The sequence below is a fragment of the Sphingobacterium sp. DR205 genome (assembly GCF_011064245.1).
GTDB lineage: Bacteria > Bacteroidota > Bacteroidia > Sphingobacteriales > Sphingobacteriaceae > Sphingobacterium > Sphingobacterium athyrii.
Map to the genome: position 1 here is coordinate 1334544 of NZ_CP049333.1, position 24560 is coordinate 1359103.

Annotated in this window: 22 protein-coding genes; 9 read left to right on the plus strand and 13 right to left on the minus strand. The window is 40.1% G+C overall.

Annotated features, from left to right (window positions below):
* Window positions 1-2: 2 nt before the first annotated feature.
* Both G6053_RS05610 and G6053_RS05615 read right to left on the minus strand, forming a co-directional pair.
* The gene (locus tag G6053_RS05610) at window positions 3-1004 is read right to left on the minus strand and encodes a YihY/virulence factor BrkB family protein (protein WP_108636955.1); all 1002 of its coding nucleotides are present in this window, start codon (window positions 1002-1004) and stop codon (window positions 3-5) included.
* Window positions 1005-1039: 35 nt separating this feature from the next.
* Window positions 1040-2806 carry a long-chain fatty acid--CoA ligase gene (locus G6053_RS05615; protein WP_165305738.1) on the minus strand — a complete coding sequence of 589 codons (1767 nt, stop codon included), beginning with the start codon at window positions 2804-2806 and terminating at the stop codon, window positions 1040-1042.
* A gap of 168 nt (window positions 2807-2974) precedes the next feature.
* Here G6053_RS05615 and G6053_RS05620 point away from each other — a divergent pair, with 168 nt between their 5' ends.
* Window positions 2975-3475: a hypothetical protein gene (locus G6053_RS05620; RefSeq protein ID WP_108636953.1), complete on the plus strand. Its 501-nt coding sequence runs from the start codon at window positions 2975-2977 to the stop codon at window positions 3473-3475.
* Between the two features lie 96 nt (window positions 3476-3571).
* Here G6053_RS05620 and G6053_RS05625 read toward each other — a convergent pair whose 3' ends face one another.
* Window positions 3572-5317: a M61 family metallopeptidase gene (locus G6053_RS05625; RefSeq protein WP_165305739.1), complete on the minus strand. Its 1746-nt coding sequence runs from the start codon at window positions 5315-5317 to the stop codon at window positions 3572-3574.
* Window positions 5318-5575: 258 nt separating this feature from the next.
* Between G6053_RS05625 and G6053_RS05630 the strand changes: the two genes are divergently transcribed.
* Together G6053_RS05630 and G6053_RS05635 are read left to right on the plus strand one after the other, a co-directional pair.
* Window positions 5576-6442 carry an N-acetylglucosamine kinase gene (locus G6053_RS05630; RefSeq protein ID WP_108636951.1) on the plus strand — a complete coding sequence of 289 codons (867 nt, stop codon included), beginning with the start codon at window positions 5576-5578 and terminating at the stop codon, window positions 6440-6442.
* A 12-nt stretch (window positions 6443-6454) separates the two neighbouring features.
* The gene (locus G6053_RS05635; RefSeq protein WP_165305740.1) at window positions 6455-6979 is read left to right on the plus strand and encodes a glutathione peroxidase; all 525 of its coding nucleotides are present in this window, start codon (window positions 6455-6457) and stop codon (window positions 6977-6979) included.
* Window positions 6980-7129: 150 nt separating this feature from the next.
* Here the strand turns inward: G6053_RS05635 and G6053_RS05640 are convergent, their stop codons facing one another.
* On the minus strand, window positions 7130-8266 hold the full coding sequence (locus G6053_RS05640; protein WP_165305741.1) for a serine hydrolase: 1137 nt from the start codon (window positions 8264-8266) through the stop codon (window positions 7130-7132).
* Between the two features lie 36 nt (window positions 8267-8302).
* The gene (locus G6053_RS05645; RefSeq protein WP_165305742.1) at window positions 8303-9184 is read right to left on the minus strand and encodes a LysR family transcriptional regulator; all 882 of its coding nucleotides are present in this window, start codon (window positions 9182-9184) and stop codon (window positions 8303-8305) included.
* A 196-nt stretch (window positions 9185-9380) separates the two neighbouring features.
* On the opposite strand from G6053_RS05645, the gene G6053_RS05650 reads away from it, so the two are divergent.
* The gene (locus G6053_RS05650; RefSeq protein ID WP_165305743.1) at window positions 9381-10094 is read left to right on the plus strand and encodes a class I SAM-dependent methyltransferase; all 714 of its coding nucleotides are present in this window, start codon (window positions 9381-9383) and stop codon (window positions 10092-10094) included.
* A 392-nt stretch (window positions 10095-10486) separates the two neighbouring features.
* Here the strand turns inward: G6053_RS05650 and G6053_RS05655 are convergent, their stop codons facing one another.
* From G6053_RS05655 to G6053_RS05665, 3 genes are read right to left on the minus strand one after another with little or no spacing between them, the layout of a single operon-like run.
* Window positions 10487-10942, minus strand: a complete 456-nt coding sequence (locus G6053_RS05655) for an NUDIX domain-containing protein (protein WP_165305744.1) — start codon at window positions 10940-10942, stop codon at window positions 10487-10489.
* Between the two features lie 36 nt (window positions 10943-10978).
* A complete protein-coding gene (locus G6053_RS05660; RefSeq protein WP_165305745.1) occupies window positions 10979-11725 on the minus strand; it encodes a hypothetical protein in 747 nt (248 codons plus the stop codon).
* Between the two features lie 52 nt (window positions 11726-11777).
* On the minus strand, window positions 11778-12968 hold the full coding sequence (locus tag G6053_RS05665) for a DEAD/DEAH box helicase (RefSeq protein WP_165305746.1): 1191 nt from the start codon (window positions 12966-12968) through the stop codon (window positions 11778-11780).
* A gap of 194 nt (window positions 12969-13162) precedes the next feature.
* Between G6053_RS05665 and G6053_RS05670 the strand changes: the two genes are divergently transcribed.
* Window positions 13163-15580 (plus strand): alpha-ketoacid dehydrogenase subunit alpha/beta, encoded by a 2418-nt coding sequence (locus G6053_RS05670; RefSeq protein WP_165305747.1) that lies wholly within the window; start codon window positions 13163-13165, stop codon window positions 15578-15580.
* Window positions 15581-15697: 117 nt separating this feature from the next.
* On the opposite strand, the gene G6053_RS05675 is transcribed toward G6053_RS05670, so the two are convergent.
* From G6053_RS05675 to G6053_RS05695, 5 genes are all read right to left on the minus strand, one after another.
* On the minus strand, window positions 15698-16552 hold the full coding sequence (locus tag G6053_RS05675; protein ID WP_165305748.1) for an ROK family protein: 855 nt from the start codon (window positions 16550-16552) through the stop codon (window positions 15698-15700).
* Complete coding sequence (aroC, locus tag G6053_RS05680; RefSeq protein ID WP_108636941.1) at window positions 16539-17645, minus strand: chorismate synthase; 1107 nt, start codon at window positions 17643-17645, stop codon at window positions 16539-16541. Before aroC ends, G6053_RS05675 begins: the two co-directional genes overlap by 14 nt.
* A 216-nt stretch (window positions 17646-17861) precedes the next feature.
* Window positions 17862-19112: a 3-phosphoshikimate 1-carboxyvinyltransferase gene (gene aroA, locus G6053_RS05685; RefSeq protein WP_165305749.1), complete on the minus strand. Its 1251-nt coding sequence runs from the start codon at window positions 19110-19112 to the stop codon at window positions 17862-17864.
* On the minus strand, window positions 19112-20224 hold the full coding sequence (locus G6053_RS05690; RefSeq protein WP_108636939.1) for a chorismate mutase: 1113 nt from the start codon (window positions 20222-20224) through the stop codon (window positions 19112-19114). Before G6053_RS05690 ends, aroA begins: the two co-directional genes overlap by 1 nt.
* A 117-nt stretch (window positions 20225-20341) precedes the next feature.
* Entirely contained in the window at window positions 20342-21166 is an 825-nt protein-coding gene (locus G6053_RS05695) for a prephenate dehydratase (protein ID WP_108636938.1), read from the minus strand.
* 544 nt (window positions 21167-21710) lie between these two features.
* On the opposite strand from G6053_RS05695, the gene G6053_RS05700 reads away from it, so the two are divergent.
* From G6053_RS05700 to G6053_RS05715, 4 genes are read left to right on the plus strand one after another with little or no spacing between them, the layout of a single operon-like run.
* Window positions 21711-22187, plus strand: coding sequence for a thermonuclease family protein (locus tag G6053_RS05700; RefSeq protein ID WP_108637005.1), 477 nt, complete (start codon window positions 21711-21713; stop codon window positions 22185-22187).
* 15 nt (window positions 22188-22202) lie between these two features.
* Window positions 22203-23075 carry an EamA family transporter gene (locus G6053_RS05705; protein ID WP_165305750.1) on the plus strand — a complete coding sequence of 291 codons (873 nt, stop codon included), beginning with the start codon at window positions 22203-22205 and terminating at the stop codon, window positions 23073-23075.
* The gene (locus G6053_RS05710; RefSeq protein ID WP_165305751.1) at window positions 23072-23689 is read left to right on the plus strand and encodes a YigZ family protein; all 618 of its coding nucleotides are present in this window, start codon (window positions 23072-23074) and stop codon (window positions 23687-23689) included. Before G6053_RS05705 ends, G6053_RS05710 begins: the two co-directional genes overlap by 4 nt.
* The gene (locus tag G6053_RS05715) at window positions 23686-24540 is read left to right on the plus strand and encodes a nucleoside phosphorylase (protein ID WP_165305752.1); all 855 of its coding nucleotides are present in this window, start codon (window positions 23686-23688) and stop codon (window positions 24538-24540) included. The genes G6053_RS05710 and G6053_RS05715 overlap by 4 nt, the downstream gene beginning before the upstream one ends.
* Window positions 24541-24560 lie beyond the last annotated feature (20 nt).

Genomic DNA, 24560 nt, shown 5'->3' on the forward strand with positions numbered 1-24560 from the left:
GGTTACTTTAATACCTGAATCGTATCGCCGATATGGGCCTCAGCATCAGTGCCCATTTTCTTTACTTTTTCTGTTTGTTCAATGGCAACGGCAAATGCCGAAGGGACAATACCTGCACCAAATTTGATCGCATAAAATTTGGTAAATTCTGCTCCAAAGTAAAGTATCGCGGCTGAATAATAGATCCACAATAACATGATGATGATCGAACCAGCTGCACCATAGAAACTTGCCGTGGAAGAAAGGTTGAGATAAAGCGAGATACCGTAGCGGCCCAACATAAAAAGAAGCCCGGTGAAAATCGCCCCGCCGAGCATATCACGGAATTTGACCTTAGCATCGGGCAGAAACGAAAAGATAAATCCAAAAAGTATAACAATAACAGAAAATGTGATGCCGGTATTGACCCAAGATATCAGGGCAATCGGGATGATGGGAAAATAAGTCATGACCAAATTGGTCACCGCAACGATAACCCCATTTATCATCAGGGAAGCAATTAACAAAAAGCCTAAAGCGATCACGATGGAAAAGGAAATAAGTCTATTAATGATCAGTTTTAACCATCCTTTCTTGGGTTTGGGCTTTACTTTCCAGATGTTGTTTATTGAATCTTGGATATCTACAAACAAAGTTGTGGAGGAAATGACCAGGGTGACAATACCGATTGTGATCCCCATATTGGATTTATTTTCAAAAGTAATTTTCTGAAGATAGGACTGAATCTGCGTGGTCACATCTTGCCCAAAAAGTACCATGACCTCTTCGAGTACCTGATCCTGTGCGGAAGAACCACTTTCAAGATGTTCTCCATAAAAGAAACCGATACACCAAATGACGATCATCAGCAAGGGGCCTATGGAAAAGATTGTATAATAAGCCAGTGATGCACTTTTCTTCATGCATTTGTCATCATTGAATCCATTGAAGGCGTCAATCATGACTTGCCAAATATTTTTCCAGTATCCGAATGTAAATAGATCTTTTAGTGTAACCTGCTTCATAATAAGATTATCCGCTCCAATAATCGTGCAAATTGTTATTCTTGATTCTGCTCTACATACAATTTGTCGATCGCAGCTTCATTCTCTTTTAAAATAACTTTTCGTTTCAAACTCAATTTTGGGGTCAACTGCCCCTCATTTATTGTCCATTCTTTTGGTAGAAGGATGAATTTCTTGACAATCTCCCAATGGCCAAAGTTACTTGATAATCGGTTTATTTCATCTTGATATTTTTGAATAACTTCTGGATTTTTGATGATTTCTTCATTGGAATTACTGGATATCCCTTTTTGAGCAGCCCATTTTGAAAGGACATCAAAGGCGGGAACGATCAGTGCGCTTGGAAATTTTTTGTTTTCACCGATCACCATGACCTGTCCGATCATGGTGGATTCCATTAATTTATTTTCGATAGACTGGGGGGCAATGTATTTTCCGCCAGCAGTTTTAAACATCTCTTTCTTCCGGTCGGTGATTTTTAGAAAACCATCCGGAGTAATTTCACCGATATCTCCGGTTTTGAAGAACCCATTTTCATCGAAAGCTTCTTTCGTGGCCTCTTCATTTTGATAATATCCGGTAGTAATACTGGGGCCTTTCACAAGAATCTCACCATCTGAAGCGATTTTTACGTCAAGGTTCTTAAGCGGCTTTCCGACTGTTCCAAATTTTAACCCATTGGGTAGATAGGAGTTTACGGCGATAACTGGCGAGGTTTCGGTTAAACCGTAGCCTTCAAGTACTTTCAGGTCGGCTGCCCAAAATATGCGTGCTAAACGCTCTTGAAGCGCTGCTCCACCAGATACGATAATCTTAATATTCCCTCCTAATGCTTCCTGCCATTTCGAAAAAATGAGTTTGCGGGCAATACGCAGTTTCAAACTGTAAAATAATCCATTTTTGCCCGGCTCCTGGAATTTTAGCCCTAAGTCCACGGCCCAAAAGAACAAATTCTTTTTAATTCCGGTGAGCGCCTTCCCTTTGTCAATAATCTTGTCATAGACTTTTTCCAGTACACGCGGTACTGTGGTAAAGACATCTGGTTTGACATCATTGATATCGGCAACCACATTATCCAAAGTTTCTGAAAAGTAAATTTGAATACCTTTTGAGTAGTACATATATACCACCATACGTTCAAAAATATGACATAAGGGAAGAAAGCTGAGTGCCGTTTTGAAATCTTCCCGTATCAAATAATTACAGGCGGTGACATTGCTATAGACATTTTTATGCGAGAGGTACACCCCCTTGGGACGTCCAGTAGTTCCTGAGGTATAAATTAAGGTCAACAGGTCATCCTCCGTGACGCTATCGCGATGGGCGGATAGATCGGTGGTTTCATCTACTGCACTGGCTATTAATTCGTTTAAAGGGGTATGATTTTCAATCTGGTCAAACGTATACACCCGTGGCTGTATACCATGTTCTTTGATTGCTTGCCCAATACGCGCAGTCAATTCTTTATTGCTTACAAATAGTACTTTGACATCCGAATCGTTGACGATGAATGACAGATCCTGTGCCGACAAAGTAGGATAGAGGGGTACTGTTGCAAGTCCTATTTGATTGCAGGCAAAATCAACCAAATTCCATTCAGGCCTATTTCCGGACATTATTCCCACACGATCCCCCTTCTTCAGGTCCAACTTTAGGAGTGCCCTACTCAAGGTGTCGATTGCTGCTGTATATTCTTTGGTAGAATACGTTTTCCAGCTGCCACTGGCATCTCGTCCTGCCACCATAATGTCCTTTGCGTATTTTTCTTTATATAAGGTTATAAAGTCAAAAATTCTGCCCATATCACTTCAGTTTATTTGGTTACCACTACTGACTTAAATATAAAAAAAATATCAGAAATAAAGTTGTTGATATTGGATTAATGTCATAACAAATTAAACATTGTGTCGTTATAGCTGTAATTGTTACTTTTGGAATATATAAAGAAGCATATAACGCGTTCAATTTTTATGAGAAAAATATTTTTGGCTGTCGGTGGAATGCTGATGTTTGGTGCATTGTCCAATAAAGCTGTAGCTCAGTTGGATAATAGAGGCGCTATTGGAGGGCGATTTGGTTCTGCTCAAGGAATTACTTACCGTCATACGCTTAATTCGAATCACGCTTTGGAAGGTATTATGAGTATTCAGAGCAATTCCGATTATCGACGATTTCGTGTCGTTGGATTATACGAGATTTACAAACCTTTGACAGCTGGTCTAAATTGGTACTATGGCTTTGGTGGAAGTATCGGTTCTTACAAAGAAAAGGATAAAATTATAGAGGGGCAGCGCCATTCGTTTGACTCCCATCTTAATTTAAGTATAGACGGTATTGTGGGGATTGAATATAATATCCCTCAGGCTCCCTTTCAGATTTCATTGGATGTAAAACCTTATTTTGATTTTCTGAATGAATCCAGTCTCAAGATATTTGATCCTATCGGATTCTCGGTAAGATATAAGTTCTAAATAAACAGCCCCGGCAAAAATATATTTTTGCCGGGGCTGTTTAAAGATTGCCGGTGGCTAAAGCGTCACGATGTAATTGTCTCCGGAATATTCAGGTCAGGCCATCCAAATTTTTCCCAGCAGCTCCTGTAAGAATGTCTGTTCTTTTAGCTGGCGGATCTCATAGATTTTCTTGTTGTTCTTTCTGATTTGGACCGGTATTTCCCGCACGATCCCATCTCTTGCAATAAGGAAATTCAATAGGTCGCCTTCAGCAGCATGCTGTGTAATAAAATCGATCTCCTTGTCTTTTACATCTAATCTGACATTATTTATTGCAATCAATTCATCTTTTACACTCAATCCTGCATCATAGGCGCCAGTTCCTTTTTCAACGGTTGCGATGCTGATCAATCCATCTATTTTGTTGGTCGTGATGCCCAATGTTAAGGTCTCCTTATCTTTGTTGCTGTCTACAATTTCATAACCCACCAAATTGAAATAAGCATTGTAATCGAGTTCACCGTCCTGGTGGGCTGCCTGGAATATGTCATCCAGTGAAGTGCCTGCAATACGTTCCGCAAGGCTCTGGAATTCATTTTCTTCGAATCCACGGTCGAGGTTTAAGAAAAACTCTTCGTAAGCCGCCCGGATGATATCATCCAATTTTATTTTTCCATCTGTGGCTGCGATGACTTTGATGTCCAGTAATGCGGTAAGCATTGCTCCTTTATTATAATAGGAGATGGACGAATTGATCGCATTTTCATCCGGCCTATAATATTTGATCCAGGTGTCAAAGCTCGAGGCAGCAGCGGATTGTATTTCATGCCCCGGGCGGTTCAGGACAATATTGAAGTCATTTGCCAATAATGTCAGGTATTCCTTTTCATCATAGAATCCACAGCGTTTAATGATTAAATTGTCGTAATATGAGGTGAAGCCTTCCATGATCCACAAGCCCGTGGTATAGTTCTCTCCATCATAGTCAAAAGGTCCCAGTGCTTTAGGGCGAAGTCGCTTTACATTCCATAAATGAAAATATTCATGGGCGACCAGGCTCAGGTATGTTTTGTAGCTGTTTTCATTCCGGTAGGCATTTCTCGACGCACCCAATACCGTGGAGTTGAGGTGTTCAAGTCCTCCGCCACCGGACTGATAATTGTGTGTGATGATGACGTAACGTTTATTGGGATTTGATCCCCAGATACGGGTTTCTTCTTCCACAATACGTGTAATGTCTCTTGTAAGGCGTTCTTTATCATAGGATCCACCGCCTACCATGGCACACTCATGTTCTACTCCCGCAGCCTGAAACTTCCAGATATCCTGATTTCCTACTTCAATCGGACTATCATATAAAACATCAAAATTAGGTGCATGAAAAGTATGTTGAGTCAGGCGTTCCAGTCCGGTTGAAATATTTTTCCAAGTCTCTTTTGGCACGATAACAATTCGCGAAGGAATGTTGATATAACCGTCAATATGTAGAAATGTGGCTGTTGGGACTATAAATGCGTGGTCGCTGTCGAAAAAGTTCGTGCGGACAGAAACTTCAAAGCCATATACGGCATAGCTGATATCCAGCTGATCCAGTGCATCTGTTGTAACACGCCAGGTATTTTTTGAAATTTTGCGGAAAGGAATGGGATTTCCGTCGGTATCAACAGGTTTAAACCGCTCTACATTTTTTGCATATTCACGAATTAAATAGGAACCTGGCGACCAAACTGGCATTTTGAGATCAACATAAGGCTGATTGAGTTTTTTTATGCTCATTTTTACGTTAATGTAATGAGCCTGTACTTCTGGAAAAGATACCTCAAAGTTTATTATGGGTATATTTAAATGGTCACTATCCATGAAAGATGATTTTAGTATGCGCTACAAAATTAAAAGTATCTTATGCTTAAATCAAACAAAAAAATGTTTTATTGGTTCTTCAATAGTTCATTAAATCCGTTAGACTTTGATTGATTTAAAAAGTTTCATTGGATTGTAAAGATGTCACATAAGAAATCCAAGATACGTATTTTCTTTAAGAATCGTCGTTTCAGTTTGGACGTAATTTTCGTATATTTGATACACTAGTTTATCAGGGGAAAATAATCAAGAATTTGTATGATCTTAGTTGTTGATAGTGGCTCGTCAAAGTCAGATTGGAAATTGGAATTGCCCGACAGTGCACCTATTTCGTTCAGTACAAATGGACTCAATCCTTTTTTCGTTAACGAAAAAGAAATTACACGGGTTATTAAAGAGATACCCGAAATAATACCTTATGCGGATGAGGTTACGGAGCTTTATTTTTTTGGAGCTGGCTGCATTACCCCAGATCGCCGTGAAATGGTTTCAAATGCCTTGACCCCCCTGTTCGAAAATGCCTATATCGCTGTGGAGAACGATCTTTTCGGATGTGCGTTGGCAACCTGTGGCAATAAAAAAGGATATGTTGCCACGCTTGGTACAGGATCGGACCTGAGCTTTTTTGATGGCGAAGAGCTGATGCCTTCGCACAATGGCAACGGTTATGTGTTGGGAGATGAAGGCTCTGGGGCCTATTTTGGGAAAAAGCTTCTTCGTTTATTTCTTTATGGGCGTATGCCGAAAGATCTGAACGAAAAATTTGCGGTCAAATACCGCATAAATAAAGAGATTGTTATAAAAAACGTGTATCAGAAGGAACGGCCAAATGCTTTTTTAGCATCTTTTGCGCCTTTCATGTCTGATAATATTACCCATCCATTTATCATCGACCTGGTAAAAGGTGGTTTTGAAGAGTTCGTTCAGGCATCTATTTTAACTTATGCTGATTACAATCAGTATGAGTGCCACTTTGTGGGGTCAATTGCTTACAGTTTTGATTTATTATTACGTGAAGTGTGTGAAACGCATCAGATTAAGGTCGGAACAATCCTCAAGTCACCTATTAATGAATTGTTCAATGCAGTATTGGAAAGAGAGAGTAACTCATTGTTGAGTCTTTAAACTAAAAAAAATATGATTATAGCAACTATTATGGTGTATATGTCAATGTTATTTGGCAATCCCGAAATTTATAATTTCACTTTTAAGACCCTGGAAGGGCAGGAAGTGAAAATGTCCGATTTCAAAGGTAAGAAGATTTTGATCGTCAATACAGCGTCTAAATGCGGTTTTACGAAACAGTATAAAGACTTGGAAGAACTGCACAAGACCTTTGGCGATAAATTGGTAATCATTGGTTTTCCGGCGAATAACTTTGGACAGCAGGAGCCGGGTTCCAATACCGAGATTCAAGAATTTTGTGAGCAGAATTATGGTGTGGATTTTTTAATGGCAGAAAAGGTAGATGTGAAAGGTGATCAGATTTCGCCATTATTTAAATATTTGATCACACAAAATAATCCTGATTTTACCGGCGATATTAAATGGAACTTCGAAAAATTCCTGATTGATGAAAATGGTCAGCTGGTACACCGCTTTCGATCAGCAACCAATCCATTGGATCCGGCAATTGTAAACTGGGTTGAGAATAAAAAATAAATCAATCCATACGCTCAACGATACGATACCCCCAAAAAGTCGAACACTATTTGGGGGTATTTTTATGGGTTGTTGTGGAAGCTGCTATCCATTTAATTTTTTTCTTTACTGCTTGAAACAGACAGTCAGACTCTGTCTTTAGACTTCAGCCTATTTTATAAAGCTATCATACAGGGCTTGGATGCAATCTTTAAGCAAAGGATTGAAATTTTCGCTATCTGGTAAGTTGCAGCCATTGGTGATCACTACGAATCCATATTTTTTTGCGGGATTAAAAAATAGCGCACTGTATAAACCATAGGCAGATCCGGTATGACCTGTTAAAGTAATGCCGGGAATAATGCTGCTTTCGTTCATGATGGCAAGACCATAACCCGATTGCTTGTTGACCGCCGTTTGCATGATCTTTGCATATTTTTTATCCATTATTTTTTTCCCGTTAGCCGTACCATAGTTCATGTGCATGAGCATGTATTTTGCAAGATCGAGTGCTGATATTTTCATACCACCAGTGGGTGAGAGTACAGGGGTCGTATAGCCTGGTTGATAGGCTGCAAGTTCTTCGCGTCTTGGGGCATAGGCGTTTGCTTCTTCGATAAAATTAGCTTTGTCATCGAATGAGTATAAAGGGACTAATCTCGAATGATCCAGCGAGTCAACACAATAGCCACCGTAAAGTTGCAATGGCTTGAGAATGTTTTTGGAGATATAGTTATCAAAACGCATCTGCGTCAGTTTCTCCAATACGGCTCCCGCCATATTAAAATTTAGATTACAATACTGATATTGGCTGCCCGGGGCATAACTGTTGTATGAATCTTGCCAGTTCGGATTTTTGGATGGATTGATCACATCCAGATTAAAATATCCGTTTTTATCATTAATACTGGAGGTATGGGAAAGTACCATCCGCAGGGTAATTTTTACCTCAGGGTAGTTTGGATTTCTAATCGGGAAACCAATTAGATCGCCGAAATCATCATCTAAAGAACAGTGGCCCTGTTTTAAGAGTTGCATAAAAGAGGTGGCTGTAAATGACTTTGATATGGAAGCTATCCGGAAGATGTCATTGTCCTGTAACGGGGTTTTGTCTTTTATATTTTTGTAACCATAGTTTTTATGAAAGTCAATCTGGTTGTTTTTGACGAGTACGACACTTAATCCTATTGCTTGATAGTGCTGCATAATGGCCTGCAATTTCTGGTCAATTTCTGATGCCTGCTGTCCGAACAATAGTATGGGGAGCAACAGCATTAATTGTAGCAGGGAAATGATGGTCTTTTTCATTGTTTGAATCAGGACAAACCAGTCCGGTTTTTTTTATTATGCTTTATTAAATTTAAGGTATTCCTTTTGAATACATTGAATGAACTCTCCGAGTGCACTGTTCTTACTTTTTATATTGGAAACCAAAATAACTTCTGTTTTGCTATCTATATCATCGAGTTTCATGATCTTTAATTTCAGATGAGGATACTGTTTTATCGTTGATGCAGGAACAACAGCTAGTCCTAAACCTTGTGACACCAATTCGAGGATGGAAGACATGGAATTGCTCTGGTGCACAATCTTGGGCTCAAATCCCATGCGATTACAGGTATTGATTGTTAAACGATGATATTCAGAAGCATATTTTTGGTTGAAGGAGATGAAATTCTCGTTGAAAAAATTGATATCCTTGAAGTCGACTGCTGTAGACCCGACAATGACCATTGGGTCTTCGAATAGCGGTGTGATCAGGAGCTCGCTAGCGTATATGGGCGCACGCATAATTCCGAGATCCAATTTTCCGTTTTCTAACGCTGCTTTTTGTTTTTGTGTGGATGTCTCAAACAGGCTGACCCGTAGATAGGGGAATTTTTGCTGAATCTGTTTTAATACCGTCGCCAACATTTGTTTGGGAGTGGAACTGATGTAGCCTAATTTAAATTCTCCGGAAATATTGTTATGAATCTGTTTGGTGATTGTTTTGCTATGCTCTAAGTTCTGGAGGAGCTCGCCCACCTCTTCCAAAAAGTATTTACCAGCCTCAGTCAGTTCCACCCTTTTATTTGTTCTGAAGAAGAGTATAACACCAAGCTCATCTTCAAGATCTTTGATCTGTCTACTTAGCGGTGGTTGGGACATAAATAAACGCTCGGCTGCTCTTCCGAAGTGAAGTTCCTCGGCTACTGTTTTGAAATAAATAAGATGTCTGATTTCCATTGATACTTTTTTGGTATGAATCGATGACAAAATAAATATTTTTAATGAATTCGAGTTAACCCTACCTTTAAATAATTAAAATTTATATATCCTATCTTATCGGAAAAAGCCTGACATGCTTTTCAAAACGACCCGGATACGATGTATTCATCGAAAGACAACAGAGCATAGTTAGCTCGTAAATAAATATATTACTATGAATAAAGCAACATTACAGGAGATTGAAACGCGATTTGACAAGGATGTCGAACGGTTTGCTAATTTAGAGACAGGGCAGGCGACGACATTGGATGCCGTATGGAATATGGAACTTATAACGGATGCGATTTCATCCCTTTATCCGGATCTCGAGCAGGTGTTGGATATTGGCTGCGGTGCAGGTAACTATGATGTCAAATTATTGCAAAAAGTCAGTTCCAATCCAGATGTTACCTTAGTTGATCTGAGTTTACCGATGTTAGAACGTGCTAAAGAACGTGTCGGAGCACTTACCAGTGGGCGGGTGCATCAGGTCAAAGGCGATTTTCGGCAGGCCGATCTATCCGAGGGAAAATATGATGTAATAATTGCGACGGCGGTATTACACCATCTGCGGGACGATCAGGATTGGGAGACTGCATTCCGGAAACTATTTAGATTACTCAAAAGTGGTGGTAGCGTATGGATTTTCGATCTTATCGAACAAAATAGTGCGCCTCTCCAACAGTTGATCTATCGCGAAAAATATGGAGCCTACTTAACGAATTTGCAAAATGAAGCCTATCGCGATCATGTCTTTGCCTATATCGAACATGAGGATACACCGAGACCGTTGGTGTATCAGCTCGAGCTATTGGCAAAAGTCGGATTTAAAGATATCGATGTATTGCATAAAAATTTGTGTTTTGCTTCTTTCGTCGCATTCAAATAGGATCCGCAATTGTTGCTGTCGTTGCCGGGGTTTGAAATGAGAGTGAGTATCTAACCGTGCTCCCGGGATGTATAAAAGACTCTAAATAAAGGTGTCAGGTGTCAGCGTATAATAAGACAAAAAATAAGGCGATACGGGGAGTATCGCCATAAAATCACACTAACTATTAAAAAACCTATAGGACTAGGAATTTACAAATTCAATAAACCAATGTCTGTTTGATATCGCTTTTCTCTTCACTCATCTCGTCTTACGAGATATCAAAAAAATAATAAAATGTAATTATTAAGGTCAATACTTTAAAAAAACAAAGTATTTCCATTGGTTTACGTAAAGATATGTGTTTATTTTTTAAATACAAATAAAATTGACGAAAATTAAAAAAATTCTTATCATTTCAGCATTTTCAAAAATTCTGTCCAGGCAACTTGATCCGTTTTAAATGTTAGATCTGCTATCCTAAGTACATGGACAGGAACCCATCGGAAAGACTGACGCTTATTATCTTCCACTTTCTCGTTCGGATCAAAGTCAAATGCCTTGGTGGTTGTTCTGATCTGAATGGCTGAAGTATTTTTGACCTGATAGTAAATTGATATGATCTGACTATCATTGAAACTTGATTTCTCGTAAAAATCAGTTGTATAGATATGCTTAACGACGTCAATGTCAAATGCGCACTCTTCTTGGTATTCTCTGATTAGAGCCTCTAATAGCCCCTCTCCATATTCTAATCCTCCGCCCGGAAATTTGGTAAATGAAACATTTTCCGTCCTCTCGTCACTGATCAGCACTTCCTCTTTCTCGTTGATCAATATTCCGTATACTCTTACGTTAAATGGAAACATTATTTATTCTCTATTTATATAATCAAATTTTTTCTTTTACAATGGCATAAAGCCATTTTCAATCGCAAACTCATCTAATCCGATATAGGAATAATGTCTTGGCAAGAACCAGCCGATTGCTTCCATGATATTCGTGAATTCTTTTTCTGTCCTAAATTGATTGGCAACAATATTAAAGACCAGATCTTGAGACACTTTTTCTTCGTCTTTATAATTACGTGCAATAAGCATAATTTTGGCGTTCTTTACACCATAATAATCCAAAAACTCACGGAGCTGTGTCCGGACATGACGCGGGAGGATTGTTTCCGATGGTTGACCAACTAATATTTCTTCATCTTTACCAATGGTGGTCTGTTCATTTTTTTGTGAAAAAACGCTCTGGTCTGTATAAAACTCGTCGTTCAAGAAATAATTAACCAAATCGCCATAAGTAAAGACCCAATCCGGATTTGCATTTTGTGTATTGATGGCGATACCAAAACCTTTCGGCAATACAAAATCCTTCAAGCGATTTTTGATGACGAAAGCCTGAAAATTTTGATCCTTGGGCACACTTTCCAACTGAAAATAAGGAAATCCGTCCGGGCCGACCACAACTTCAGTTTCAGCAAGCTTTAGGGTGCATTCTGCTATGTTGTTTAAGAAAGTATCGCGCCATAATTCATCCCGTTCGTCAAAAGGAACCTCCATCAGATTGTTGATGATGATGGTTTTTTCGAGATCCCCCAGGCGATTGTCGTTCGCATTATTACTATCGTCAAATAAATGTATTGTACTCATCTTGGACTGTGATTTTGTTAATTGCAGGTAAAAGTAAAAGAATAATTATAATTTAACGACGTTTTCTCGATTTTGATTGGCCTTTTCGGGTATTGCTTTGGCTGCTGGACAGCATTTTTTCCCAACTCAATAAAAATGGATGTTGATCGTCAATCTGTATCTGTTTATTTAGTGCTAACTGTAGCTTTATCCATTTCTGATTGTCTTCTGCGTCGCAGAGTGTGATGGCTATGCCGTCAGCCTGAGAACGGCCCGTTCTTCCGATCCGATGTGTATATGTTTCAGGGGAATCTGGTACTTCATAATTAATAATAGCTTCAAGATTTGGGAAATCCATGCCTCTTGCTAATAAATCCGTCGCTATTAATACCCTGTTTTCTTTGTTTCTAAATTTACTGACGATATCCTCCCGTTGCTGTTGCGACTTGTCGCCATATAAGGCGAGAGCCGAAACACCATTTCGCTGAAGGTCTGCTTCAATTCGTTCGACAGCATGCACGGTACGTGTGAAAATAAGCACTTGCGATTTTATCCTGTCTTCAAGCAGATATCGGATGAGATTTTTCTTGTCATTTTTATCAACATACAGCACATATTCGTGTATTTTTCCTTTTTTAAGTGGATTTTCTACGACGATTTCGATTGGATTTTTGAGCCTTTTATGAATTATTTTATCCATTTCCGCCGTGCGTGTTGCCGATACGAAAATAGACTGTCTTTCCGTAGGAAGTGCCAGCATAATTTTATTGATTTCTAGTGCGAAACCCAGATCGAGCAGTTGATCAAATTCATCAATGACTAAGGTGTTTATAGATTTCAGGTCAATAAGCTGTTGTTCCAGAAAGTCAAGCAGTCTGCCCGGAGTAGCCAGGATCAGCTGAGCTTTGGGATAGGCTGCAAGTTGGCTTTCGTAAGTTCCGCCGCCATAAAAGCAAGCGATATTGAGGCTTGTACCCTCGATCAGCTTAGCGATTCTATCTTTCGTTTGGATGCAGAGTTCACGTGTTGGAAGCAGAATAAGAACGGAGGCATGTTCATTTTGATCCTTTTCTAATAAATGTTGAACGAGGGGGATGGCGAAAGCTTCGGTTTTTCCGGTTCCAGTAGGGGCAATCGCCAGGCAATCTTTGCCATCCAATAGGGCAGGGATAACCTGTTCCTGTACGGCTGTTAGTACCGAAAGCTTCTGTTTTTCAAGGTTGGAAAAAAGGAACTTATTGAGTTGTAGTGTTGAAAAATTCACAGTAAAAAAATAAAATTAATTCCTATCTATATTAATTAAAAATCTGCAAAAATTAGGAATTTTTCTCAAAAAGTACTAATTTGAGAAATTAGAATATTCTATTTCAAAATCGAACTATTGATTGTCAATTTATTTGACAAACACCAATTATATAGAATAATATTTTTGTTAAATTTGTTGAAACAAAAAAGAATATGCTTGATACTGCATTTGACCAAAACAATGAATCTATTTCCGCTTTGAGCTTTGACGAGTTCAAAAAGATTATTGTGAATGATTATCGAACTGCCTTGGAGAGTCGTTACGTGAGTTTATTGGGGCGTAAAGAAGTGCTTACCGGTAAGGCTAAGTTTGGTATTTTTGGCGATGGAAAAGAATTGGCACAAATTGCGATGGCTAAGGTCTTCAGAAATGGCGATTGGCGGTCGGGATATTACCGTGACCAAACATTTATATTTGCTTCGGGCATCAGTGATGTCTATCGTTTTTTTTCTCAATTGTATGCACATCCGGATGTTGAGGCAGATCCTTCTTCTGCCGGTCGGCAAATGAACTGTCATTTTTCTACACGGGTGTTGGATGATCAAGGGAATTGGCTTGATCAAACCGTGCAGAAGAATTCCTTCTCAGATATATCCACCACAGGTGGGCAGATGGCGCGGGTGCTGGGACTCGGATTGGCCTCTAAATTATATAAACAAAATAGAAATTTGGATTATTTGTCCTATTTCTCGAATAAAGGAAATGAAGTTACCTTCTGTACCATCGGGAATGCCGCAACGTCGGAGGGGGTATTTTTTGAGGTTATCAATGCTGCCGGAGTACATCAGATACCTGCAGTTATTTCTATTTGGGATGATGGTTACGGAATTTCGGTGTCGAATGAGACCCAGACCACAAAAGGTGATATTTCTGAAATACTCAAGGGTTTCCAAAAAGAAGAACTGACCAACGGAATTGAAATTTTCAAGGTCAGAGGTTGGGATTATGCGGGCTTGTGTGAAACGTATGAGCAGGCCGCCAGCATTGCAAGAGAAAAACATATCCCTTGTTTGATCCATGTGACCGAACTGACACAGCCACAGGGGCATTCCTCTTCGGGATCCCACGAGCGCTATAAATCTCAGGAACGCTTGCAGTGGGAAACGGACTTCGACTGTATCGCCAAAATGAAGGAGTGGATTCAAAGTTCGGGCATTGCTACGGATGAAGAGTTAGATCAATTGGATCGTGAGGCCAAAGATTTTGTTCGTCAGGAACAAAAAAGAGCTTGGGCTGATTATATCAGAACTTTGACACTTGAAGCAAAAGAAGCCATCGAGTTACTGGCTCGAATTCCAAATGAGAAAGCCGACTTTGCGGCAAAAAAACTACAATCGATGGTAGAACCTTCTTTGAAAGAGGTCTATGGACAGGTCCGAAAGGTGCTCCATGAGCTTAAAGGAAGTCAGACTGAAGGCCGTCGGGAATTGTTGGACTGGTATAAGGTTAAACAGGAAAATAACGAAAATAGGTACAATTCCAAACTTTTTACTGATGGAGTTGATTCTCCGTTGAACGTGCCTGTGGTTGCTGCAAATTATACGGAGGATGCCAAGATCGTGGATGGTCGGGAAGTATTGAATCTTTGTTTTGAAGAAAATTTTCAACGCGATGAACGTTTATTGGCATTCGGAGAAGATGTTGGAAAGATCGGGGATGTCAACCAAGGATTTGCGGGCCTACAGGAGAAGCTCGGCGCGCATCGTGTATTTGATACCGGAATCCGTGAAAATTCGATTATCGGCAAGGGAATCGGATTGGCGATTCGCGGCTTAAAACCAATTGCCGAAATTCAATATTTAGATTATTTGATCTATGGAATTACCGTTGCCAGTGATGATCTGGCGAGCTTAAGTTACCGTACTTTCGGAGGGCAAAAAGCACCAGTCATTATCCGTACCCGCGGACACCGTCTGGAAGGTATATGGCATTCCGGATCACCGATGTCCGTAATATTGGGGGCTTTAAGAGGATTGCATGTCTGTGTACCCCGTAATATGACACAGGCTGCTGGAATGTATAATACACTTTTCCGCTCTGATGAACCGGCTATTGTCGTTGAATGTCTGAATGGTTATCGCCTCAAAGAGCGTTTGCCGGAGAATGTTGGTGAATTTACGGTGCCGATCGGCTATGCAGAATGTATTAAAGAGGGACAGGATATTACGGTTGTCTCCTATGGCTCAACTTTACGCGTTGTCGAAGAAGCTGCGGTAGAATTGGAACGTCTAGGGATATTTATCGAAATTATTGATGCTCAGACTTTGTTGCCGTTTGACAAAGCACAATTATGTGCGGAGTCTCTGAAAAAAACAAATAAGTTGTTGGTGGTGGATGAGGATGTCCCCGGGGGTGCCGCCGCATTTATATTAAAGGAAATACTTGAAAATCAAAATGGTTATTATTTGCTTGATAGCCAGCCTCGGACATTGTCAGCAAAAGCGCATCGACCTCCTTATGGTTCGGATGGTGACTATTTTTCGAAGCCATCTTCGGATGATGTTGTGGAAACGGTGTATGCAATCATGCATGAGGCTAATCCAGAAAAATATCCATCTATGTTTGAATAGATGGATATCTCTTTGGATCTGTTACGCTAACCATGCTATTCAAAGAGCTCCTTACGAGGCGCTTTTTGAATAGCATTTTTTTTGGGGAACGTTATTTTCTGTTTCTAAGCCGCTGGATTAACTGAATATACTTGCGGCGCCAATCATGGCAGCCTTTTCTCCCAATATAGCTGTATGGATGGTGAATCTATTGAATTCTTCCCGGTCCGCGATAAAGATAGGAAGTGCTTTTGCGATGTTGCCACCAATAATAAAGATATTCGTCTGGTATTTTTCTTCAAAAAATTGCATAAAATCAAATAGATGTGTTGCGTATTCATCCTTGATTGTTGCGAATGCAGCTGTTTCTCTATGATTGTCCAAGATTTCCTTTAAACCGGTGACATCTTTCCCTGCGATCTCTTTGAACCGTTTGACAAACCATCTTGTTACAAGATATTCTTCAAAGATGCTTTCCTGGTAAGGTGTATTCCAGAGGTCTGCATCGAAGGCCTTCTCGCCCTTATTCCATACCGCAGATCCTAAGCCTGTCCCCAAAGTAATCCCGAGTATTCTCGGATTGGTCTGAAGGTTCTGTACAAATATTTCCCCCTGTAAAAAAGCTGCTGCATCATTGATAAAGTGAATGGCGGTAGGCGGTAGACCCAACTCAGCGGACAATAGGTTCTTAATATCTTTGTCGTACAAGTCATCGTACTTGCTTTGTCCTAACATTTTAGAAATCCCATTTTCATAGTCAAATGGTCCCGGCATTGCAATGCCAATGAATTGAATAGCAGTGGGTGAGGTGGTAATACTATCCCGTATTGTGGAAGCCCAGGTGTGTAAAATCGTTTTAGCATCTCCTTGAGAAAAAACGTGGTTTCTGACCACGTTCTCTAAATGTATATTCCATTGTTTGGTGTCAATGATACAGGCGGAAATATGAGTGCCTCCAATGTCAACACCTACGACATAATTATCTTGCAGCATGTTTGTAACTTTGATGTTTAAGTAGATGATCCGCAATCACAAGTGCCGCCATGGCTTCTACAATAATTACCGCCCTCGAAACAACACAAGGATCATGTCTTCCCTTGCCACTTGCGATGGCGGGGTTGCCATGGATATCGACTGTTTCTTGATCCCTCATGATGGTGGCAACAGGCTTAAATGCTACTTTAAAAGTAATATCCATACCGTTTGATATACCGCCTTGTATTCCCCCGGAGAAATTGGTATGTGTATGCACTTGATTTAAATCATGGTCATCTGCTACAAATATATCATTATGTTCGGAACCTCGCAACTCCGAACCTGCAAAACCTGATCCATATTCAAATCCGTGTACGGCATTGATGCTCATCATTGCTTTGGCGAGGTCAGCATGGAGTTTGTCAAATACGGGTTCCCCAAGTCCAACGGGGACATGTCTTACCACGGCCGAAATGCGTCCACCTACTGTATCACCTGCTTTTCTTACGGAATCTATAAATTCGACCATTTCATTGGCTGTAGCTGGGTCAGCACAGCGTGCGATATTAGATTCCCGAAGCTCAAGCAGGGCTTTAAGGTCTTTCGTGTCCAAATTCGGGGCTTCGATCGTACCCACACCCGAAACATGCGCGAAGATCTCGATGCCAAATTGTTGTAAAAAGCTCTTTGCAACAGCACCTGCAGCAACGCGGGCGGCTGTTTCACGGGCTGAAGAGCGGCCACCGCCACGGTAGTCACGGATACCATATTTCATCTGATAGGTGAAGTCCGCATGGGAAGGCCTAAAGATATCTTTAATATGGGTATAGTCTTTGGAACGTTGATCTTCATTAGGTATAACAATGGCAATCGGTGTTCCGGTCGACTTCCCTTCGAATACGCCCGATAATATCTGAGCAGTATCGCTTTCTTTTCGTTGCGTGGTAATCCTGGACTGTCCGGGTTTCCGTTTATCTAGTTCCGACTGTATAAACTCTTCGTCTATCGTTATATTTGAGGGGCAACCATCAATAATTACACCGATCGCTTTACCGTGTGATTCGCCAAAAGTGCTGATTCTGAATAAATCGCCAAATGAGTTTCCTGCCATAAAAATTAAATTTCAATAAACTTAGATAAATTTGCCTTTAAATGCAATGAAAACACTACTGTAAAACCTAACTTTATCAATTTTGATGCTTTTAAATCACATCTGAGTCTGTCCGCGGGTAGTATTTCTTTTGTTGCCATTAAAGCTATTAATAGCGTGTATATAGGTTATAAAACCTGGGAGTATAAAACTATATTCTCCCGGGTTTTTAAAATATTAGTCAATGCTAAAAGATTGGGCCTGCAGATGTTTCCAGAAATCAGGGTATGATTTTTCTACAACCATTGGCTCTGCAATCTTGATCTCGTCAAAAACCAATGCAAGGGGTGCAAATGCCATTGCCATACGGTGATCCTCATAGGTGTCAAAGGTTACCTCTTTTGGCTGGAATACCTGGGCTGTTTTAAGATGATAGGTTTCGTTATCTGCTATCAATTCAGCGCCAAATTTTGCTATTTCAGTCTGGAGAGCTGCGATTCGGTCCGTTTCTTTGATCTTTAATGTCTCAAGACCTGTAAAAGAAACGTCACGGCCTAAAGCTGCAGCGACAACGACGACAGTCTGCGCGAGATCGGGGCATTCTTTGAAATCAAATAACTTTTTTTTCGAATCTATTGCGGTTTTTTGAAGATGCAAGCCATCGGCTTCAAAACTGGATTGCACGCCAAAATGCGTCATAATATCGACAATTGCAATATCTCCTTGCAGACTGTCTTTTTTAAGCCCCGGTAAGATAATCGATGCACCGTCTTCAGCCAGCGCTACAATAGCGTACCAGTAAGATGCTGCGCTCCAATCTGGCTCCACATAAATCGTGCTTTTTGAAAAAGTCTGTGGGGCGATATGTATTTCATTCGCTGTCCACTCATGCTGTATGCCGACGCTTTTTAGCATATCGAGGGTCATGGATACATAGGGTCTGGAAGTCAGTTCGCCCTCAATTTCCAATGTGAGCCCTTTTTTCAATGCAGGAGCAATTAATAGCAGCGCCGAGATGTATTGGCTACTGATATTTCCTTTTATACGGACACGGTCCTTCCCCTGAAATAAGCCTCCTTCTATTTTTAGGGGCGGATAGCCGGCCTTTTTTTCATAATGAATGTCAGCGCCGATCTCCTTCATGGCATCAACCAATATACCAATTGGCCGTTGCTGCATGCGTTCGGTCCCAGTAAGGATAAAGTTTCCTTGAACAAGGTTCAGATAGGCCGTTAAAAAGCGCATTGCAGTACCTGCCGGACCGATGTCAATCGTGTTGTAGCCGGGTTGGGGATCTGATGCGATCTGCAATACACGGTTTAACGTCACCGTATCAGCAGCCTCGGAAAGATTCGCTATATCAACCTGTCCCTTGCTCAACGAGCGGATAATAAGAGCACGGTTGCTCTCGGATTTTGATCCTGTCAGTTGAACCGTGCCTTTTATTTTTTTTGATGGGTGCGTCAGCTTGATGACTTGTTGATTCATTATGCTTCGGCCGTTGGTTGTTCCTGTGAATTCATTACCGCGTTTTGTTTACGGATAGATTCATTGTGAATTAATTCTAGGAATTTTGTTGCAAACTCACTACCCAAAGATAGCGCTTCAGCAAGTTTTGTACGTTTTTGAACAATCTCATCCCAACGGTTTACCTGTAAGATCGTCACATTGTTATCGCGTTTGTATTCACCGATTTTCTCTGCAATTTTCATACGCTCGCCAATTTTTTGAATAATTAAATCGTCCAATTTATCAATGTTGCTGCGCAATTCGGCTAATTTGTCCTCGAATGAAGGGTTGTCAGAATCAGCCTTACGTAATGTTAAATGATTGATCAACTCTGCTAGGGCTGCTGGCGTAACTTGTTGTTTGGCATCAGTCCATGCAACAGAAGGATCAATATGTGATTCGATGATCAAACCTTGCATATCCATATCCATTGCTTTTTGTGCGATGTACGGTAGCAATTCGCGGTTACCACAAATGTGGCTAGGGTCATTGATGATCGGCAAATTAGGGCAAGCAGTTTTTAACTGGATGGCTAGATCCCACATCGGCTCATTACGGAAAGCTGTTTTCTCGTAAGAAGAGAATCCGCGGTGGATAGCACCTAATTTTTTGATACCTGCACGGTTGATACGCTCCAAAGCACCGATCCACAACGATAAATCTGGATTAACAGGGTTTTTTACGAAAACTGGTACATCTACTCCCTGTAGTGCATCAGCAATTTCTTGTACTGTGAACGGGTTTGCAGTTGAACGGGCGCCTACCCAAAGTACATCAACACCAGCTGCTAAAGCTTCTTCGACGTGTTTTGCTGTCGCAACCTCTGTAGCTGTCAATAAACCGGTCTCTTCTTTTGCTCTCTTCAACCACTCCAAACCAATGGAACCGATACCTTCAAATTCGCCTGGACGAGTACGGGGCTTCCAGATTCCAGCACGTAAAATATTTACTTTTCCAGTATTAGCCAATAGATGTGCTGTAGATACCAACTGTTCTTCTGTCTCAGCACTACAAGGGCCTGCGATAATTAAAGGTTTGTCTCCAGTATCCAACCATGATTTCAAAGGAGTGATTTCTAATGTATTTTTCATCGGAATAAATTTTTAAAGGTATTTGAGTCTGTTAAGCTGTTATGCTTGATTTGTAAGCTTTTATCGCTCCAACAGATTCAGTGTAAGTTGATTTTTTTAAAATTATTAAGTTGTTGATTATAGTTTCTCGTTTTTGATGTATTCGCCCATAATATTGAAATTGACACTATGTTTGAGTACTTTTCGGATCGCAGCTTCATAGTCAGATTGTTTCTTCCATTCAACATCAACAAAAAAGTCATATTCGTTGCGTTTTCCGATAACAGGCATGGACTGAATCTTGCTCAGGTTGATATTTTGCTCAGCAAAACACTGTAAAATAGTCGCTAGTGATCCAACCGTATTTCCGGTTTGGAACGATAAAGATGCTTTGTTCGCATTTTTGTGCTCAACCACCTCATTTGAAAGAACTAAAAAACGTGTCGCATTCTTTTTATTGGTTTCGATTCTTTTCTCTAAAATCTCAAGCCCATAAATCTCCGCAGCCAAAGTGCCTGCAATTGCAGCTGTATCGGTCAATTTCCGTTCAGCAATCATTTTTGCTGTAGCTGCGGTGTCCGACCCCTCTGTGATGCGTACACCTTCCAGCTCCGAAAGAAATTCTTCGCATTGACGGATGGCGATCGGATGTGATTCGATATGCTTGATGTCTTTCAATTTGACGCCCGGCAATACCATCAGATTCTGCTGAATGTTGAGATAGACTTCACCTGTGATATGGAATTTATAATCCCGAAGCAGATTGTAGTTTGGTAATAGGCTACCCGCAATCGAATTCTCGATCGCCATAACAATGTAATCTACTTTTCTTTGCTTAAGCAATTCACAGGTTTTTTTGAATGAATCACATTCAACGATCTCGACTTCACGTCCAAAGTATTTAAATGCTGCTTCCTCGTGAAATGAAGCTTTTGCTCCTTGTATCGCAATTTTTAAACTCATTTTCTTGTTGCTATTTTGCCCTTAAACAAGAAAGAGTCCCGATGATCTAAACCGGGACTCTTTCTTGTTATATTTTTAATGTATACACAATCTAATCCCGGCTCTTATTTTTAAAATAAAAGAAGTTAAAATAGAAATATGTATATGATCTGTTCATCCTTAGTGTTGTTTGACATTTCAAATGTACGAATGTTTTTGAAATATCAAAGAAAAAATAAATTTTTTCATAAAAAATATATCATTTATTGGTGTGTTTTTGTCGCTTTTTTCGCTACTTTTTTATGTTAAAAATAAATGTTTTTTATAGTTTTTTGAAGTGTTTTTGTTTTTGTATATATCTTATATTTAATATTTTATGATTTTTATTGTCTTTTTTACACCTGTTTTTTAATGATTTTTTAACATAAAAAAATAGGTGAAAAATAGATTATTTTTAAGTGTTTTTTTTATTTAAAAATAATAGTTTTTTTGTTGAAATATGTTGTGTTTTATCCGTTGTTTGCTGAAAAAGTATTTTACTACCTTTGCCCAAAATGTGATTTTTATGCTAAAGCGATTTAATTTTTTGGTGAGCGCAACGATCATCTGTTTCTTATTTTTAGGTTTTTCCTATAAAGGGGAGGAGCGGTATGCAACAGTACGACGGGTAATAGACGGGGATACCTTTGTCATTGATAATGGTCGTAAAAAAGGTGAGCGGGTGCGGTTGATCGGGATTGATGCTCCCGAAACAAGGAGAACAGCACGAAAGGAGGTTGGTTACTATGGCCCGGAAGCAAAAGAATATCTACAGGCTATGTTGACTGGAAAAAATGTAAAGCTGGTATTTGATGTCGGTAAAAAGGATCGGTATGGAAGACTTCTTGCTTATGTGTATCTTAGGGAGAAATTTGTTAACGCGGAGTTGGTAGCGCAGGGGTACGCCGTGACATACACCTTGGCGCCGAACGTTCAGTATGCTGATTTTTTTGTAAAATTAGAACGGCAGGCCCGTCAGGCCAAGCGTGGGCTTTGGAAATAATTTAGTAACAGAACAATGATTTTTGTCCTTATAAGTGTTATCTGCAGCGTCACTGTAGCCGTATTATTAAAATTGGCAAAACAGTATGGCGTGGAAACAAAACAAGTGATCGTCTGGAATTATCCAATGGCGGTTGCTTTGACCTACTTTATATTACGACCCGAAATAAAAGAAATTAGCTGGGATGCCTTACCATTCCCGTTGTATACGGCGCTGGCGGTACTGTTACCGGGGATGTTTGTCTTTATTTCATTATCCATCCGCTATAGTGGATTGGTAAAAACGGAGGTGGCGCAGCGACTGTCTTTATTTATCCCTCTACTGGCCGCGTTTTTTTTATTCAACGAAAAGCTACAGGGAAATAAACTGTTGGGGATAGGAATAGGGCTATTGGCTATTATATGTTCCATCGGTTGGCGAAAATCCCATCTTAAAATAGCTCGGTCAAATACAGGATATCGAAACAGTCTCTATCCGTTGATTGTTTTTATTGGGATGGGGGTTATTGATATCCTTTTTAAGCAGGTGGCATTACATGTGACAATACCTTATGTCAGTTCGATGTTTATTATATTTGTTATGGCCATGCTGATCGCATTTGGTTTATTAGGCTATTTTATCTTCGTTGACAAGCAGACCTTTTCACCTAAAGCAGTCGTCTATGGCCTGATTTTAGGTGCTTTCAATTTTTGTAATATATTATTTTATATGAAAGCCCATCGGGCATTGCCTGAAAACCCTTCCATCGTATTTACCGGGATGAATATTGGTGTTATCTCGCTGGGTGCTTTGGTCGGTGTATTATTTTTTAAAGAAAGACTATCATGGTTGAATTACCTCGGGATAGTACTTTCCATTGTTTCAGTTTTAATTATCGCATATCAGTGAGTTTATTTGAAGATACTTATCGAACGATCGATGCAAACTATGAGGGAATTTTTAGAGATAAAGGAAGCAAATTTATTGCCTATGCATTTCCTTTTAAATCTGAGGAGAAATTAAAAGATGTTTTACAGGAAGTGAAATCCCTTCATCCGAAGGCAAGACACCATTGTTGGGCTTATCGGCTGACTCCGGATCGGAATGTATTTCGGATAAACGATGACGGTGAGCCCTCTGGTACCGCCGGGCGTCCTATTTTAAATGCTTTGCTCTCGGCGGATATTACCAATATAATTGTTGTTGTCGTCCGTTATTTCGGTGGAACACTGTTGGGCGTACCAGGCTTGATTAATGCTTATAAATCATCAACACAGGATGCCTTGGATCAAGCTCAAATAATCGAACGTACTGTTAACGATAGCTATGGGCTGACCTTTGATTATCTAAATATGAATGATGTTATGCGTATTATTAAGGAAGAAGGACTGGAAATCGAGAAGCAGGAATTTGATAATAATTGCTACCTGGAATTTGAGGTACGGAAAATGCAGGTAAACCGTGTCGTGGAACGTTTTTCCAAAATTGAAGGTTGTCAATTGAATTATTTAAGAACGATATGATAAACAATTCAGAACTCATTTTAAATTCAGATGGGAGTATTTACCATTTGAATTTATTGCCAGAGGATTTAGCCCATACAATCATTACGGTAGGAGATCCGGACCGTGTAACCAAGGTGTCGAAATATTTTGACCGTATTGAACTCAAAAAGGGAAAGCGTGAGTTTATCACGCATACGGGATATATTGGAACTAAACGGCTGAGCGTGATCTCTACAGGAATAGGTACAGACAATATTGATATCGTATTGAATGAACTGGATGCTTTGGTGAACATCGATTTTCAGCGTAAGGAGGTAAAAAGCGAGCTGACCTCTTTGGATATCGTGCGTATCGGTACTTCGGGTTCAGTACAGACAGGTATCGAAATGGGCAGTATACTGGCTTCAGAATATGGGATTGGCTTTGATGCATTGATGCAATTCTACCAAAAACCTTACGATGAGACTGAATTGAATCTCCAGCAGGCTTTAATCCGGTATTTTCCGCAATTGAGTTTAAAACCTTATGTAGCACAGGCAGGCAAGCATTTATTAGACCGAATTGCGTTTGATCTGCCCAAAGGAATAACATTGACGGCACCGGGGTTTTACGCGCCACAGGGGCGTTGTCTACGATCAGACAATACGATCCCGGATCTGATTTCTTTGGTAAATTCATTTCGGCATAACGATTTCCGTTTGACCAATCTGGAAATGGAAACTGCCGGTATCTATGCGCTGGCGAACATGTTTGGTCATCAGGCTTTATCCATTAATGCCATTTTAGCAAGTAGGGTAGCGGGAGAATTTTCCGCGAATCCTGAAGCGGTAGTGGAAAAAGCTATTCAACTGGTACTGGAAAGGATTTAGAAAAACCTCTCCCAGTACCG